General features: G+C 69.9%; 15 protein-coding genes. 6 read left to right on the forward strand and 9 right to left on the reverse strand.

The window, feature by feature from the left end; all coding sequences use genetic code 11:
- Positions 1-27: 27 nt before the first annotated feature.
- The 8 genes from OCH239_RS05450 to OCH239_RS05485 all read right to left on the reverse strand — a co-directional run bounded on the left by OCH239_RS05450 (position 28) and on the right by OCH239_RS05485 (position 7,305).
- Positions 28-924, reverse strand: a complete 897-nt coding sequence (locus OCH239_RS05450; protein WP_037259700.1) for a DMT family transporter — start codon at positions 922-924, stop codon at positions 28-30.
- Positions 925-1,080: 156 nt separating this feature from the next.
- Complete coding sequence (locus OCH239_RS05455) at positions 1,081-1,497, reverse strand: Fur family transcriptional regulator (protein WP_037259703.1); 417 nt, start codon at positions 1,495-1,497, stop codon at positions 1,081-1,083.
- Complete coding sequence (locus OCH239_RS05460; RefSeq protein WP_051489322.1) at positions 1,494-2,441, reverse strand: DMT family transporter; 948 nt, start codon at positions 2,439-2,441, stop codon at positions 1,494-1,496. The genes OCH239_RS05455 and OCH239_RS05460 overlap by 4 nt, the downstream gene beginning before the upstream one ends.
- A 71-nt stretch (positions 2,442-2,512) precedes the next feature.
- On the reverse strand, positions 2,513-3,301 hold the full coding sequence (locus OCH239_RS05465) for a tellurite resistance TerB family protein (protein ID WP_244430304.1): 789 nt from the start codon (positions 3,299-3,301) through the stop codon (positions 2,513-2,515).
- An 80-nt stretch (positions 3,302-3,381) separates the two neighbouring features.
- The gene (locus OCH239_RS05470; RefSeq protein ID WP_037259707.1) at positions 3,382-4,338 is read right to left on the reverse strand and encodes a zinc transporter ZntB; all 957 of its coding nucleotides are present in this window, start codon (positions 4,336-4,338) and stop codon (positions 3,382-3,384) included.
- Between the two features lie 71 nt (positions 4,339-4,409).
- Positions 4,410-5,831, reverse strand: coding sequence for a protein adenylyltransferase SelO (locus OCH239_RS05475; protein ID WP_037259709.1), 1,422 nt, complete (start codon positions 5,829-5,831; stop codon positions 4,410-4,412).
- A gap of 89 nt (positions 5,832-5,920) precedes the next feature.
- Positions 5,921-6,367: a GNAT family N-acetyltransferase gene (locus OCH239_RS05480; protein WP_037259711.1), complete on the reverse strand. Its 447-nt coding sequence runs from the start codon at positions 6,365-6,367 to the stop codon at positions 5,921-5,923.
- Positions 6,364-7,305: a nucleoside hydrolase gene (locus OCH239_RS05485; protein ID WP_037259713.1), complete on the reverse strand. Its 942-nt coding sequence runs from the start codon at positions 7,303-7,305 to the stop codon at positions 6,364-6,366. Before OCH239_RS05485 ends, OCH239_RS05480 begins: the two co-directional genes overlap by 4 nt.
- Positions 7,306-7,627: 322 nt before the next feature.
- On the opposite strand from OCH239_RS05485, the gene zwf reads away from it, so the two are divergent.
- The 4 genes from zwf to OCH239_RS05505 all read left to right on the forward strand — a co-directional run bounded on the left by zwf (position 7,628) and on the right by OCH239_RS05505 (position 12,242).
- Entirely contained in the window at positions 7,628-9,079 is a 1,452-nt protein-coding gene (gene zwf, locus OCH239_RS05490) for a glucose-6-phosphate dehydrogenase (RefSeq protein WP_037259714.1), read from the forward strand.
- 12 nt (positions 9,080-9,091) lie between these two features.
- Complete coding sequence (gene pgl, locus OCH239_RS05495) at positions 9,092-9,769, forward strand: 6-phosphogluconolactonase (protein ID WP_037259716.1); 678 nt, start codon at positions 9,092-9,094, stop codon at positions 9,767-9,769.
- A 29-nt stretch (positions 9,770-9,798) separates the two neighbouring features.
- A complete protein-coding gene (gene pgi, locus OCH239_RS05500; RefSeq protein WP_037259718.1) occupies positions 9,799-11,391 on the forward strand; it encodes a glucose-6-phosphate isomerase in 1,593 nt (530 codons plus the stop codon).
- A 113-nt stretch (positions 11,392-11,504) separates the two neighbouring features.
- Positions 11,505-12,242 carry a lysozyme family protein gene (locus OCH239_RS05505; protein WP_037259720.1) on the forward strand — a complete coding sequence of 246 codons (738 nt, stop codon included), beginning with the start codon at positions 11,505-11,507 and terminating at the stop codon, positions 12,240-12,242.
- Here the strand turns inward: OCH239_RS05505 and OCH239_RS05510 are convergent.
- Positions 12,239-12,658 (reverse strand): cupin domain-containing protein, encoded by a 420-nt coding sequence (locus tag OCH239_RS05510; protein WP_037259722.1) that lies wholly within the window; start codon positions 12,656-12,658, stop codon positions 12,239-12,241. The two genes, OCH239_RS05505 and OCH239_RS05510, sit on opposite strands and share 4 nt — an antisense overlap.
- Positions 12,659-12,750: 92 nt before the next feature.
- On the opposite strand from OCH239_RS05510, the gene OCH239_RS05515 reads away from it, so the two are divergent.
- Positions 12,751-13,374: a holin-associated N-acetylmuramidase gene (locus OCH239_RS05515; protein ID WP_037259723.1), complete on the forward strand. Its 624-nt coding sequence runs from the start codon at positions 12,751-12,753 to the stop codon at positions 13,372-13,374.
- Positions 13,365-13,970 (forward strand): holin family protein, encoded by a 606-nt coding sequence (locus OCH239_RS05520; protein WP_037259725.1) that lies wholly within the window; start codon positions 13,365-13,367, stop codon positions 13,968-13,970. The genes OCH239_RS05515 and OCH239_RS05520 overlap by 10 nt, the downstream gene beginning before the upstream one ends.
- Position 13,971: the final 1 nt, after the last annotated feature.

A 13,971-nucleotide genomic window follows, 5' to 3' on the forward strand; every position in this document is an offset into this window, starting at 1 on the left:
GGCGGAGCCGGGTAAACGCGCGAGGCGTCAGGCGGGGGGCGGTGTGACCGGAGAGGGCCGCGCCTGCCGGGCGAGCCGGCGCTCGCGCACCACCGTGTAGAGGCCCGAGGCGACGATCACGGAGGCGCCGACAAGCGTCCAGGTGTCGGGCACCTCGCCGAAGAGCACGAGGCCGAGGAAGAGGGCGAAGAGGATGCGGCTGTAGCGGAACGGGGTCACCACCGCGACGGCGCCGGTGCGCGAGGCGGAGGTGACGGCGTAATAGGCGAAGACGCCGACCGCGGCGGCGCCGAGGAGCAGGCCCCAGGCGGCGGGCGCGGGCATGACCGGCGCGCCGGTGAAGGGCATGAGGATGAGGCCCGTGGGGATCAGCATGAGCGCGCCGTAGACGGCGAGCTGCATGTGGCCGACCTCGCGCGGCACCGCTCGGGCGGAAAGATCGCGCGCGGCGAGCCCGAAGACGGCGAGCACGGCCCAGAGCGCGTCGGGGTCGAAGCTGGCGGTGCCGGGGCGGATGATGATCAGCACGCCGACGAGGCCGGCCACGATGGCGCTCCAGCGCCGCCAGCCGACCGGTTCGGCGAAGAAGAGCGCGGCGCCCGCGGTGATGACGAGCGGCATCGACTGGGCGATGGCCGAGGCGGTCGCGAGCGGGATCTTGGTGATCGCGGTGACGAAGCCGATGGTGCCGACGATCTCGGCGGCGTTGCGCAGGAGGACGGGCGGCGTCAGCAGCGTCGGCGAGAGCAGCCGGATGCCGCGCGAGCGCACGAAGATCGCGAAGGCGCCGCCGCCGATGATCCCGACGGTCAGGAGAATCTGCCCGGTCGGAACGCTCGGCGCCGCTGCCTTGATGAAGGCGTCCTCGATGGCGAAGCCGGCCATCGCGAGGACCATGAGGATGATGCCGCGAAAATTGTCCATGTCCCGGCGATTACGCCCGGGACCGGGGAATGGCCAGAGGGGGCGCGGGGATGTGAGGGCGGGTGCCTCCGGCGGGAGTATTTTTGCCAAGAAGAAGCGGGGAGGGTCGGAGACAGAGCCTGCGGCGGGGATAGTCGCGCCGGGCGGGGCGGCGGGCTAGCGGCGCTTTTTCAGCGGGGTGCCGTAAAGCTCCATCCGGTGGCCCTCGAGACGGAAGCCGAGGCGTTCGGCGATCTTTTCCTGCAGCGCCTCGATCTCGGGGTCTACGAATTCGATCACCCGTCCCGTGGTGAGGTCGATGAGGTGGTCGTGATGGGCGCGCTCGGCGTCCTCGTAGCGGGAGCGGCCGTCGCCGAAATCGACGCGGTCGAGGATGCCCGCCTCCTCGAAGAGCTTGACCGTGCGGTAGACTGTGGCGAGCGAGATCTTCGGATCGCGGGCGGCAGCGCGGGCGTGCAGTTCCTCGACGTCGGGGTGATCCTCGGCCTCGTCCAGAACCTCGGCGATGGTCCGGCGCTGGCCGGTCATCCGCAGGCCCTTGTCCGTGCAGCGGTCGGGGATGGTGTCGGTCATGGACGCGCTCGCGTGGCGTGGGGGGGAGGCGTTCCTTCTAGCCCCTCGCTTCGGCGCCCGCCAAGAGGGGCGGCGCGGGTTTTCGCCCGCGTCCGCGCGCCGTGGCGCAGATAGAGCGCGAGCGCGCCGATCACGATGGCGCCGCCGGCGAGCATCCGAGGCGTTGGCGCCTCGCCGGTGCCGAGCCAGACCCAGACCGGGCCGAGCACCGTCTCGAGCAGCATGAAGAGGCTGACCACGGCCGCGCTGGCGTGGCGCGAGGCGTAGGAGAGCATGAAGAACGAGACCGGCAGGATCAGGATCGCCGTCACGAGGATCGCCCAGATCGTGCCGTCCGCCATGCGCGCGGGTCCGGTGATCGCGACGGCCGAGAGGCCGGTGACCATGCCGCCCGCGCCCATGGCGAGAAGGAGCGGAATCTGCGGGTTGTGGCGCAGGGTGACGAAGTTGAGCGCGAGCGCGAGGGCGGTGACGAGGCCGCAGAGCGCGCCGAGGATCGCCGAGCCGTGGATCTCCGATGAGCTCTCGCTCGTCACCGCCAGCGCGATGCCGGCGAGGACGACCGCGATGGTGATCCAGGTGGCGCGGTCGGTGCGCTCGCCGTAGAGCACGCGGCCGAGCACTGCGGCCCAGACCGGCACGGTGGCGACGGCGAGGAGCATCACGGCGACGGGCGCGAGCGCGATGCCTGCCGGGAAGGCGGCGTTGTTGACCGCCTGCGCGCCCATCACGGTAAGCCCGGCTCCGGTGCAGGCGGCGGCGATGTCGGTGCCTCGGCTGCGCGCGGTGAGCGCCCAGGCGATCAGGAAGATCGCCGCCATGATCGGCGCGCGCCAGGCCACCATCTGGCCCGCATCCATGCCCGACAGGCGCATGAAGAGAGCGTCGGGCGAGAGGATCAGCGCGGCGATGCAGGCGATGGCGGGGCCGGAGAGGCGGGGCATGGAGGTAGGCCTTTCGACGGACGACCGGCCCGCCCGCGAGGGGCGAGCCGGCGATAGAGCTTCGGGCGCGCTCAGGCGTAGAGCGGCTGGATGCCCTGCTGGACGTGCAGCGCGTTCACCTCGGGCTCGCCCAGACCGAGCGCCTTGGCGAGGCTGTCGAGATATTGCGCCTCCGCCTCGGTGTCGACGCGGATCGTCATGAGTGACGCCGAATAGACCGGCATGCGCTGCGCCTCGGGCGTGTCCTTCGCCAGCGCCTCGACGTCGATCGGGGCGGCGAGCTGCTCCCTGACGAAGGCGATGTCGTCCTCGGTCGCGTCGTCGCCGACCAGCTCCATGATCTTTGCCTTCTCGTCGGCGTCGATCTCGCCGTCGGATTTTGCGGCCTGGATCATCGCGCGGAGCATGAGGGCGGCGGAGTGCTCGAGCTCGGGCGCGGTCTGCTCGGCGTTGAACTGGTCGAGAAGGGTGCCGATGCCCTTGCCGCCCATCGACGCCGCGCCCGAGGTGGCGGCGATCATGCCGGTCTGCTCCTTGGGCATCGACGACAGCAGGCCGCTGCCGGGTTTCGGCGGCGTGGCGCCTGCACCGGTCATCGCGCCGGCGCCGCCCATCATCGCCGAGAGGTCGAAGCCCGAGGCGCGCATCTTGTCGAGCAGCGCCTGCATCGGCTGCGTGGCCTGGCTCGCGGCGCCCTGCATGCCCGCGGTCATCTGGCTGCTGGCCTTGGTCATCGGGTGGCTGCCCTTGACCTGCGCGCCGCCGCCGAAGAGGCCGGTGAGGCCCTGTCCGCGCGACATGCGGTCGACGCCGCGCGCGGCGGCATAGCCGATGGCGACCTTGGCGAGTGTCTTCATCATGCCCATGAGGTGCTCCTCCGTCTCTGGGGGCGTCGTTGCGAGAGGCTGGCACATCGTCCCGGCCTGCGCGAGTCCCTGCGCTAGAAGAGTTTCATGAGGCGCAGGACCAGCCAGACCAGCGCGCCGAGCCCGAAGCTCGCCAGCGTCAGGATGGCGAAGGCGGCCGGGGTTCCGGTGCCCGGCATGCCGGCGACGTTCACACCGAAGAGGCCGGTCACGAAGCTCATCGGCAGGAAGATCGCGGCGACGATGGAGAGCGCGTAGGAATTCTTCGAGAGGCGCGCGTTCTGCTTCATGTCGACATGGTCGGCAAGCGCGGCGAGCCGGTCGCGGATCGCCGCCATCTCCTCGAGCGCGCGCTGGGCGCGGTCGGCGAGCTCGGAGAGATCCTCGCGCGCCTCGGCGTCGATTACGGGCAGCCGGTGTTCGGTGAGCGCGGCGAGGGCCGTCGCCTGGGGCCCCAGGAAGCGGTGCAGGCGGATCGCGGCGGTGCGCAGCTCCGGCAGGTCGCGGCGGCCGTCGTGGCGGTCGTCCTCGAAGAGCACGTCCTCGAGATCGTCGACCCGGTCCTCGAGCCCGACGCCGTATTCCTCGATCCGGCCGGTGAAGTTCGCCGCGAGCGCCACCAGCAGCATCTGCGGAGAGGGCGGCGCACGGCCGGCTTCGGTCCGGGCGGCCACCTCCTGTGCGGCAGTGATCGGACGGCGGCGCACGGTGACGACGAGACTGGACGTGGCCCAGAGACGCAGGGCCACCATGTCCTCGGGGTCGTCGTCCTCGGACGAGAGGTTGAGGCCGCGCAGGATGACGATGAGGCCGCCCTCGTGCGCGAGGCTGCGGGGCCGGGTCTCGGGCTGCGAGAGGATCTCTGCGGCGCGCTGGGGCAGGTGGGCGAAGAGCCACGCCTCGGTGCCCTCGTGGGTGAAGTCGCAGTGGATCCAGCGATAGCCCTCGGCGGGCGGGGTCTCGAGGTCGGCGACGGGCGTCGCGGCGCCGTCGGGGGCGATGTCGTAGGCGAAGAGCGGGGTCATGGGCATCCTTTGCGATCCCGGTCTGAACCGGGATCGGCAGGGAGGGGTTCCCGGAACCGGCCCGTTATGCGGTCGCGTCAGGTGCCGCAGAAGGTGGCGGCGATGCGCTCGTCCGGCAGGGGCGCGCGGGAGAGATCCTCGGCGTCCGGCTGATCCTCGTAAGGGCGCGCGAGGACGGCGTTGAGGCGGTGGAACGGCGCGTCATCCCCGGCGACCGCCGCCTCGATCATCTGCTCGATGCGGTGGTTGCGCGGGATGAAGCAGGGGTTGCTGCGCGCCATGAGCGCCTCTGGCTCGGGCTCCTCGGCGATGCGCTGGCGCCAGCGCGGCTCCCAGGCGTCGAAGGCGTCGCGGTCGGTGAACTCGTCCCGTGCGGTGCCGGTCAGGAGCCCGCGGAAGGTGTTGGTGAAATCGGCCTGGTTCGCCTGCATCCGGGTGAGCAGATCGCTCACCAGCGTCTTGTCCTGCGGACGCGGATTGGAAATGCCGAGCTTCGCGGCGAAGCGGCGCTCCCATTCGGCGCGGATGAGGTCCGGCATGGCGTGGACCTGCGCGGTGAAGGTCTCCACCGCCGCCTCGGGGTCGGGCGTCAGGGGCAGGAGCGCGGTGGCGAGTTGCGCCATGTTCCAGACGATCACATCGGTCTGGCTCGTGTAGCCGTAACGCCCGAACCGGTCGATGGAGGAGAACACCGTGTCGGGATGGTAGGCGTCGAGGAAGGCGCAGGGGCCGTAATCGATCGTCTCGCCCGAAAGGAGCGTGTTGTCGGTGTTCATGACGCCGTGGATGAAGCCGAGGCTCATCCACTGGGCGACGAGCGCGGCCTGCCTGTCGATGACCCGTTGCAGCAGATCGCCGGGATCCGTGGCCTCGGGATAGTGCCGCTCGACGGTGTAGTCGTAGAGCGCCTTCAGCGCCTCGAGGTCGCGGCGGGCGGCGTAGATCTGGAAGGTACCGACGCGGATATGGCTCTGCGCAACGCGGGTGAGGACCGCGCCGGGCATCGGGCCCTCGCGGAAGACGTCCTCTCCGGTGCGGACAGCGGCGAGCGCGCGGGTCGTCGGAACGCCGAGCGCGTGCATGGCCTCGGAGACGACGTATTCCCGCAGGACCGGTCCGAGCCACGCGCGGCCGTCGCCCATCCGCGAATAGGGCGTGGGGCCCGAGCCCTTGAGCTGGATGTCGCGGCGGATCCCGTCGGTGCCGACGACTTCGCCGAGGAGATGCGCGCGGCCGTCGCCGAGCTGCGGGTTGAACTGGCCGAACTGGTGGCCGGCATAGAGCTGCGCGAGCGGGGCCGCGCCGTTCGGAACCTCGCTGCCCGAAAAGATGCGGGCGAGCTCATCCTCGTCCCCGGGCGCGTCGATGCCGAGAAGGTCCGCGAGCGGCCGGTTGAAGGCCACGAGGCTCGGACGTGCGACCGGCGTCGGGTCGAGACGGGTGTAGAAGCCCTCGGGCAGGGCTGCGAAGCTGTTGTCGAAGGGGATCGAGACGGTCATGGCCTCTAGATAGTCAGCGGCCCGCCGCGATGCCACCGGGGGGCGGCGCCTGCGCGCGAATTAGGGCCGGGAGGCTGCGTGCGCCGCCGTCACAGCAGACGCGACATGAAGGCGTAGTTCTCGCGCATGTGGAAGCGGGCGCGGGTGTAGAAGCTGTGCAGGCGGCCATCGGACCGGTCCACTTCGAGGTGGAGGGCCCGCACGCCCGCCTCGCGCAAGGCCTTGGAGATGCCTTCGAGCGCGTCGGAGCCCATGCCGCGACCGCGCACGGCAGAGCGGACGTAGATCTCGTCCACGATCGCATCGAGGCCGCCGAACTCCACCGACCAGCCGAAGGTCACGACGATGTAGCCGACGGGCGCCATGCGCGGCCCGATCAGCCAGATCGCGCCGTGGGGCGAGCCCTCTAGCAGCGGCAGTATGGCGGCCTCGTGATGCGCGGCGTCGGTGTCGAAGCCGCGCTCTGCGTGGAAGGAGGCGACCATCGGCAGGATGCGGGCGGCGTCCTCCGCGGTGGCGAGGTGCAGCGATTTCATAGCCGTCCGAGCCTTTCGGTGAGCAGTGCGAAGAAACGGTCCGCGTCGAGATCGCCGATGAAGGTTGCGTTCGGGGCGCGGTCGGTCACGCGCCACCAGTCGGCGACGGTCATCCCGAGGGTGAGCTCGGAGCCGGTCTCGATCTCGACGTTGATGTGCCGCCCCGAGAAAATCTCCGGGTCGATTAGGTGGGCGATCACGCAGGGATCGTGCAGCGGGGCGCCGTTCGAGCCGTATTTCTCCTTGTCGAACCGCTCGAAGAAGTCGGTCATCTCGGCGACCGCATGGCCGACCGGCGTGCAAAGGGCGCGGAACGCGTCGTTGCGCGGCCCGGTGACCAGCGCCTTGTGGGTGACGTCGAGCGGCATGACGGTGATCGGCGCGCCGCAGGCGAAGACCTCGGCGGCGGCGTGCGGATCGACATAGATGTTGAACTCGGCTGCCGGCGTGATGTTGCCCACCTCGAAATAGGCGCCGCCCATGAGCACGATCTCGGCGATGCGCCCGGCGATCTCGGGCGCGCGGCGGAGCGCGGTGGCGATGTTGGTCAGCGGCCCGAGAACGCAGAGCGTGACGGAGCCCTCAGGCTCGGCGCGGAGCGTCTCGACGATGAAGTCGACGGCATGGGCGTCCTGCAGCGGCATGGTCGGATCGGGCAGCGTCGGGCCGTCGAGGCCGGTCTTGCCGTGGACATGCTCGGCGGTGACGAGCGGGCGCTCGATCGGCCGGTCGCAGCCCGCGAAGACGCGCGTTTCCGGCTTGCCCGCCAGCTCGCAGACGATGCGGGCGTTCTTCTGGGTCAGCTCGAGCGGCACGTTGCCGGCGACGGCGGTGATGCCGAGCACCTCGATCTCCTCGGGCGAGGCGAGGGCAAGCAGAATCGCCACGGCGTCGTCCTGGCCTGGGTCGGTGTCGATGATGATCTTGCGCGGGGCCATGGGCGTCTCCGGAAAGCGGCGCGTCTCGGGTCGCACGGGGCGCGCGGGGCTGCAAGTCCGAGGATGGCCCGTCGGCCCAGAGGCCGACTGCAACGTGGCGGAGCGAGGCGCGCAAGGACGTGGATTTGCCGGAATTCTCGCCGGAACACCGGTTGCGGAAACCCGCCGAGGCGGGTGTGCCGCTTTTCCGACGTCGTCATTGCCACGAGACAGACGAAGGTTAGACTTTGCCCCCGGTATCGGCTATCGCCGGTTCGAAGCCTCGTTAGCGGTAACAGCCGCAGGGGCGAGGGACAAGGCACGCAGGTTCAGGAGGCTGCCCATGGTATCGCGCGTCATTCCGGTGGACACGTTCGACCTCGTGATCTTCGGCGCCACGGGGGACCTTGCCCGGCGAAAGATCCTGCCGGGGCTCTTCCGCCGCTATTGCTCGGGACAGATGCCCGCCGAGGCGCAGATCATCGGCGCGGCCCGGTCCGACATGGACGACGGCGCCTTCCGCGATCTCGTGCGCTCGGCCATCGAGGAATTCGCCGGCAGCGCGGCCGGGGATGCCGATCAGGTCGAGGCGTTCCTCGGGCAGGTGCATTACGAGCCGGTCGACGCCAAGGGCGAGAGCGGCTGGGAAGCCCTGAAGAGCCACATGCGGGATCACGCGGTCCGCGCCTTCTATTTCTCGGTCGGCCCGTCGCTCTTCGGCGATCTCGCCGAGCGGCTGCGGACCTTCGGCCTCGCCACGCCGGACAGCCGTATCGTCGTCGAGAAGCCCTTCGGCCACGACCTCGAGAGCGCCCGCGCGCTCAACCGCGAGCTCGCGCAGTATTTCGACGAGACGCAGATCTACCGGATCGACCATTACCTCGGGAAGGAGACGGTGCAGAACCTGATGGCGGTTCGCTTCGGCAACGTCCTCTTCGAGCCGCTCTGGAACGCGCAATTTGTCGATCACATCCAGATCACCGTGGCCGAGACCGTCGGCGTCGGCGGGCGCGGGGGCTATTACGACAGTTCGGGCGCCATGCGGGACATGGTGCAGAACCATCTAATGCAGCTTCTGTGCCTCATCGCGATGGAGCCGCCGGCGCGGTTCGAGCCCGATTCGGTGCGTGACGAGAAGCTCAAGGTGATCCGCGCCCTCGATCCGGTGGAGCCTCACCACATCGTCCGCGGTCAGTACACCGCCGACGAGAAGCAGCCGGGCTACCGCGCGCATGTCGAGAACGAGCGCTCGCGGACGGAAAGCTTCGTCGCGCTCAAGGCGCACGTGTCGAACTGGCGCTGGGCGGGCACGCCGTTCTACCTGCGCACCGGCAAGATGCTGCGGGGGCGGACGTCCGAGATCGTCGTCGCCTTCAAGGACGCACCGCATTCGATCTTCGGCGCCGAGGCGGGGCGGCACCGCAACGAGCTGGTTATCCGCCTGCAGCCGAACGAGGGCATGACGCTCGACGTCACCATCAAGGAACCGGGGCCGGGGGGCATGCGGCTTGTCGACGTGCCGCTCGACATGACCTTCGCCGACGCGCTCGGGCCCGACGCGGACATGCCGGACGCCTACGAGCGGCTGATCATGGACGTGATCCGCGGCAACCAGACGCTCTTCATGCGCGGCGACGAGGTGGAGGCGGCCTGGGCCTGGACCGACCCGATGATCGACGGCTGGGAGCGGCGCGGTGACGTGCCGAAACCCTACGATCCGGGATCGTCGGGGCCGGAGGATGCGTTGATGCTCATGCACCGCGACGGCCGCCGCTGGCGCGACATCAAGGCCTGAGGGAGGACATCCATGTCCTATTCGTTCAACGAATACGCCGACCGCGAGATGCTGATCATCGCGCTCGCCAACCGCATCGCCGGAGAGCTGCGCGGCGCGCTCGCCCGCGCAGAGCGGGTGACGATGGCGGTGCCGGGCGGCACCTCGCCGGGTCCGGTCTTCGACGATCTCAACGATGTGGAGCTCGACTGGAGCCGGGTGGACGTGATGCTCACCGACGAGCGCTGGGTGCCCGAGGATCACGAGCGCTCGAACACCAAGCTGTTGCGCGAGCGGCTCCTGACCGGCAAGGCCGCCGAGGCCCGGCTCCTGCCTATGTTCCTGCCCTGCGAGGAGCCCGAGGCGCGGCTCGACGAACTGGCCGAGCAGATCCGCCCGAACCTGCCGCTCTCGGTGGTGCTTCTGGGGATGGGGGCGGACATGCACACCGCCTCGCTCTTTCCCGGCGCGGACAATCTCGACGAGGCCCTGTCGCGCAACGCGCCGATCCTGATGCCGATGCGGGCGCCGGGAGCGGACGAGCCGCGGGTGACCCTGACGGCGCCGGTGCTCGACGGAGCGCTGTCGAAACACGTGCTGATCTTCGGCGACGAGAAGCGCGCGGCGCTCGAGAACGCGAAGGGCAAGAGCCCGAAGGACGCGCCGATCAACGCGGTTCTCGACGGGGCCGAGGTGCATTGGGCGCCCTGAGAGGCGCGAAACGGACGGAGTGACGGGACATGTGGGACGAGGTGAAGCGGCTCTCGCAAGCGGCCGGGAGCCGCCGGATCGAGGATCTCTTCGAGAACGACAACAGGGCCGCGGAATTCAGCCTGAATTCGGTGGGCCTGCTTTTCGATTATTCGAAGACCCAGCTCGACGAGCAGAGCCGGGCGGCGCTCGTCCGGATCGCCCAGGACGCGGATGTCGAGGGGCGCCGCGACGCGATGTTCGGCGGCGAGCCGATCAACGAGACCGAAGGCCGCGCGGTGCTGCACACCGCCCTGCGCAATCTCGACGGCGGCCCGGTGCTTGTGGGCGGCAAGGACGTCATGCCGGGCGTCCGCGACACGCTCGACCGGATGGCGAAGCTCGCCGAGCACATCCGCGGCTCGACCGTGACGGACGTGGTGAACATCGGCATCGGCGGATCTGACCTTGGCCCTGCGATGGCCTACAAGGCGCTTGGGCCGTATGTGGACGGGCCGCGCTGCCATTTCGTCTCGAACGTCGACGGCGCGGACATCGCCGACACGCTGCGGGGGCTCGATCCCGAGACGACGCTCTTCATCGTCGCGTCGAAGACCTTCACGACGATCGAGACCATGACCAACGCGCGCACCGCCAAGGCCTGGCTCGACGACAAGGGCGTCAGTCACGAGGATCGGTTCGTCGCGCTCTCGTCCAACAAGGAGAAGGCGGCGGAATGGGGTATCCCCGACGCCCGCGTATTCGGCTTCGGAGACTGGGTCGGCGGGCGCTATTCGATGTGGGGGCCGATCGGCCTCGCGCTGATGATCGCGATCGGCGACAAGGCGTTCCGGGCCTTCCTGCGCGGCGCGCAGGAGATGGACCGCCACTTCCGCGCCGCGCCGCTGCATCAGAATATGCCCGTGCTGCTCGCGCTCGTGGGCATGTGGCATAACCAGGTGCAGGGCCATGCCACCCGCGCCGTGCTGCCCTATGACGACCGGCTGGCGCGGTTGCCCGCGTATCTCCAGCAGCTCGAGATGGAGAGCAACGGCAAGGGCGTGTCGATGGACGGCAAGGATCTCGAGGTGCATTCCGGGCCCGTCGTCTGGGGCGAGCCGGGCACCAACGGCCAGCACGCCTTCTACCAGCTGATCCATCAGGGCACCCGGACGGTGCCGTGCGAGTTCATGGTCGCCGCGACCGGGCACGAGCCCGACCTCGGGCACCATCACGACCTGCTCGTCGCCAACTGCCTCGCGCAGTCCGAGGCGCTGATGCGGGGGCGCAGTCTCGAGGAGGCGCGCGCGATCTGCGCCGAGAAGGGCTTCGAGGGCGACGAGCTCGAACGGCAGGCGCGGCACCGCGTGTTCCCCGGCAACCGGCCCTCGACCACGCTGATCTATCCGCAACTGACGCCCGAGACCTTCGGCAAGATCGTCGCGCTCTACGAGCACCGGGTCTTCGTCGAGGGGGTGATCCTGAACATCAACTCGTTCGACCAATGGGGTGTGGAGCTCGGCAAGGAGCTGGCGAAGTCGCTCGAAGACGTCGTGACGGGCGAGGCCCCGTCGACGGGCAAGGACGGCTCGACCCGGCAGCTCGTCGATTACGTGCTGCTCTACCGCTCGGGCGCCGACTGACGCAGGTGTTGCGCGGGGTGGCACGCAACGCGCGGGCCCGGCCGGAGCGCAACGAAATCTGAACCTCTTGCCCCCATCCTGCGCGCCATGCGTCAGAACGGGGCGAGGGGCGAATGATCGGACAGAAGCTGCGGCTCGCGGGGCCGCTGGTCCTTCTCTGCCTTGTCGCGATGCCGCTCCGGGCCGAGATGGCGGGCTCCATCTTCATGAGCTCGCGGGGGGCGTTCATCCCGGCGCTGATGCAGCCGCAGGCCGTGTCGAGCGGCCCGAGCCTCTTTGCCAACCGGACGGGACGCAGCCTCTTCGCGCCGATCCCGAGCGTGGCCGGGCCAGCGTCTCCGGAGCCGTTCGTCGGGCTGGGGCCGTCCGGGCAAGGCCTTCTCGGGGGGCTGCGGCGGCTCATCGCCGAGGCCGAGGCGGGCCGCGCGGGTTACGACGCCGTACAGCACGGCGCACGGATCAAGCCGCTGAAGCGCCCGACGGACATGACCCTGCGCGAGATCTTCGCCTGGATCGAGGCGACGCCCGGACAGCCTCACGCGATCGGTCTTTACCAGTTCATCCCGAGCACCCTGCGGCGCGTCGCGGCGATCGCGGGCGTGCCCCACGACGCGCGCTTCGATCCCGCCATGCAGGACCGGCTCGCGGACATTCTGCTGTCCGAGGCGGGACTTGCCGAGGCGCGGGCGGGCCGCATGCCGCGGCGGGCCTTCATGAACAACCTCTCCAAGATATGGGCCGGGCTTCCCAGCTCCTCGGGCCGGTCGCATTACCACGGCTACGCCGGCAACCGCTCCACGATCACCTGGTCGCGGTTCGAGGAGGCCCTCCGCCCGCACCTTCCCGGCTAGGGGATGTCGAAGCCCGGGGGCGCGAGCTCGAACCCTTCGAAGCGGAACCCCGGCGACACGGTGCAGCCGACGAGCGTCCAGTCTCCGGTGCTCTGCGCCGCCTGCCAGTGATCCTTCGGCACGACGATCTGCGGTCGGGCGCCGGACGCGAGGTCGGGGCCGAGGGCGTGATCCTGGCGCGGGCCGGTATCGTCCGGAGCGATCGACAGGATCAGCGGCGCACCTGCGTAGAAGTGCCAGATCTCGGCGGCATCGACCCGGTGCCAGTGGCTGCGCTCGCCGGCCCTGAGAAGGAAGTAGATGCAGGTGCCCGCCGGACGCTCAGCGCCCGCCCCGGCCTCCCAGGTCTGGCGGAAATGACCGCCCTCGGGGTGCGGGGCAAGCCCCAAGAGGGCGATGATCTCGTCGGCTGTCATGGCATCCCTTAATCTTGCGGTCGCGGGCCTTCCCCGCTGTTCATTCCCGCAGGGCAGAACCCCGGCCGGACGCGTAGGGTCAGGAGGCCGACATGACGGGCAGCGCAGGCGACGTGCGGCGGATCGCGGAGAACATCGTTTCCCGCGAGGGGGGCTATGTCAACGACCCCGACGATCCGGGCGGCGCCACGAATTTCGGGGTCACCATCGGCACGATGCAGCGCCTCGGGCTCGACCTGACCGGCGACGGGCGGGTGACGGATGCCGACGTGAAACGTCTCACCCGCAGCCAGGCGGTCGAGATCTTCCTGACCCATTACTACACGCGGCCCCGCATCGGGGAGCTGCCGGAGCCGATCCAGGCCTCGGTCTTCGACATGTACGTCAATTCGGGCGGCAATGCGGTGAAGATCCTGCAGCGGCTCCTGCGCCAGATGGGCTTCGACGTCTCGGTCGACGGCGTGATCGGCCCGCAGACGATCCGCGTGGCGGCGGAGGCGCAGAATGCGGCGCCCGGCCACTTCGCCGACGCCTACGGGATCGCGCGGCGCAACTACTATTTCGCGCTCGCCGACGGGCGGGCCGCATCCCGCAAATACGCCCGCACCCGCGCGGGCGGCAAGGGCGGGTGGATCACCCGCGCCGAGGAGTTCATGGCCCCGCGCTACCGGATGAGCGACGCGGCCTTCAGGCAGAGGATCGCATCATGGGGCTGATCGACCAGGGGCTGGGGCTCGTCTTCGGCGACGGGCGCAACGTGGTGGCGGAGACCGCGCAGGTCTTTCGCGTGAACGCCGAGGCCCAATCGGCGCGGGACGCCGAGGCGCAGGCGAATGCGCTGGCGCAGTTCGGACGGGAATTCGCGCTCGCGAACCGCTCGGTCTTCGACAGGCTGATCGACGGGCTCAACCGGGTTCCGCGGCCCGCGATGGCGCTGGGCACGCTGGGGCTCTTCGTGTCGGCGATGGTCGATCCGGTCTGGTTCGCCGAGCGCATGACCGGCATCGCGCTCGTGCCCGAGCCGCTCTGGTGGCTGCTCGGCGCCATCGTCAGCTTCTATTTCGGCGCGCGGCACCAGTCGAAGGGGCAGGAGTTCCAGCGCGAGATCGCCACCACACTCGCCGCCGCGCCGCAGGTCGCGGCCCGGATCGAATCGCTGGCCGCATTGCGCGCCGCGCCGCCGCAGCCGGCCCCCGAGGCAGGAGAGGCCCAGGCGGCGGCCTCGGAGGACGTCTCCGTGCAACCCGCCCGCGGATCCTCCGATTATGCGGACAATGCGGCGCTCGCCGAATGGGCGCGGATGCGGGGCTGAG

This window comes from Roseivivax halodurans JCM 10272 (genome assembly GCF_000521785.1).
Lineage (GTDB): Bacteria > Pseudomonadota > Alphaproteobacteria > Rhodobacterales > Rhodobacteraceae > Roseivivax > Roseivivax halodurans.

Coding starts and splice junctions, on each gene's coding strand:
- OCH239_RS05450 (WP_037259700.1), bottom strand. CDS start 924: ATGGACAATTTTCGCGGCATCATCCTCATGGTCCTCGCGATGGCCGGC.
- OCH239_RS05455 (WP_037259703.1), bottom strand. CDS start 1,497: ATGACCGACACCATCCCCGACCGCTGCACGGACAAGGGCCTGCGGATG.
- OCH239_RS05460 (WP_051489322.1), bottom strand. CDS start 2,441: ATGCCCCGCCTCTCCGGCCCCGCCATCGCCTGCATCGCCGCGCTGATC.
- OCH239_RS05465 (WP_244430304.1), bottom strand. CDS start 3,301: ATGATGAAGACACTCGCCAAGGTCGCCATCGGCTATGCCGCCGCGCGC.
- OCH239_RS05470 (WP_037259707.1), bottom strand. CDS start 4,338: ATGCCCATGACCCCGCTCTTCGCCTACGACATCGCCCCCGACGGCGCC.
- OCH239_RS05475 (WP_037259709.1), bottom strand. CDS start 5,831: ATGACCGTCTCGATCCCCTTCGACAACAGCTTCGCAGCCCTGCCCGAG.
- OCH239_RS05480 (WP_037259711.1), bottom strand. CDS start 6,367: ATGAAATCGCTGCACCTCGCCACCGCGGAGGACGCCGCCCGCATCCTG.
- OCH239_RS05485 (WP_037259713.1), bottom strand. CDS start 7,305: ATGGCCCCGCGCAAGATCATCATCGACACCGACCCAGGCCAGGACGAC.
- zwf (WP_037259714.1), top strand. CDS start 7,628: ATGGTATCGCGCGTCATTCCGGTGGACACGTTCGACCTCGTGATCTTC.
- pgl (WP_037259716.1), top strand. CDS start 9,092: ATGTCCTATTCGTTCAACGAATACGCCGACCGCGAGATGCTGATCATC.
- pgi (WP_037259718.1), top strand. CDS start 9,799: ATGTGGGACGAGGTGAAGCGGCTCTCGCAAGCGGCCGGGAGCCGCCGG.
- OCH239_RS05505 (WP_037259720.1), top strand. CDS start 11,505: ATGATCGGACAGAAGCTGCGGCTCGCGGGGCCGCTGGTCCTTCTCTGC.
- OCH239_RS05510 (WP_037259722.1), bottom strand. CDS start 12,658: ATGACAGCCGACGAGATCATCGCCCTCTTGGGGCTTGCCCCGCACCCC.
- OCH239_RS05515 (WP_037259723.1), top strand. CDS start 12,751: ATGACGGGCAGCGCAGGCGACGTGCGGCGGATCGCGGAGAACATCGTT.
- OCH239_RS05520 (WP_037259725.1), top strand. CDS start 13,365: ATGGGGCTGATCGACCAGGGGCTGGGGCTCGTCTTCGGCGACGGGCGC.